Annotated in this window: 1 protein-coding gene; it reads right to left on the bottom strand. The window is 55.2% G+C overall.

What is annotated here, in order from left to right:
• Positions 1 to 88 precede the first annotated feature (88 nt).
• The gene (locus B1991_RS18440; protein ID WP_136260129.1) at positions 89 to 367 is read right to left on the bottom strand and encodes a hypothetical protein; all 279 of its coding nucleotides are present in this window, start codon (positions 365 to 367) and stop codon (positions 89 to 91) included.
• Positions 368 to 605 lie beyond the last annotated feature (238 nt).

The raw sequence follows: 605 nt of genomic DNA, 5'->3' as shown, positions 1-605 counted from the left end.
AAGACAAACCGATCACCAGCAGTCGCCCGAAAGCTCAGGGCAAAAGCATCATGCGCCCGGGGTTGACGGGAAGTCTCCTAAGGAGATGTTAGGCACGGCTCTTGCCCTCAAATTTGAAGAACAGAAGAAGGCCAGCGATCCCACCAAAGAGAATGAAGGCTCTTCCGATCCAGACGCCCGGTGCACCTATGCCAACTAGGCCGAGCATGAAAGGAATGATGAGAAGCCCAGCCACTAATAAGATGATGGGCACCAAAGCAAGCTTGGTGCGGCCAGCCTTCCAAGCGCGATGCGTACCAACCCCAATGGCGAGGAAGCAACAAACCATACCCCAGATGATGACGTTGGCGATATCTGTTTGACTCACGTATTTTTCCCCTGTAGATGCCTAACGCTAGAGTTAAGCGGCGGCGTAGCCGTCCGCCTTGAACGAGTAAAAAGAGACTTCCTCCCCTTACGGCCTCGAGGGCCATGATGGTGTTGCGACACAACCGTCAGCAGAAGAGGAAGTCTCCATGAGCACTATAACCCTGGGTGTGGACTTGGCGAAGAGCGTGTTTTCGGTGTGCGCGATGGATGGCGCCGGACACGTGCTGGAACGGCGG

The sequence above is a fragment of the Rhodanobacter lindaniclasticus genome (assembly GCF_004799035.1).
GTDB lineage: Bacteria > Pseudomonadota > Gammaproteobacteria > Xanthomonadales > Rhodanobacteraceae > Rhodanobacter > Rhodanobacter lindaniclasticus.
This window is presented reverse-complemented; position numbering and strand designations above follow the sequence as displayed.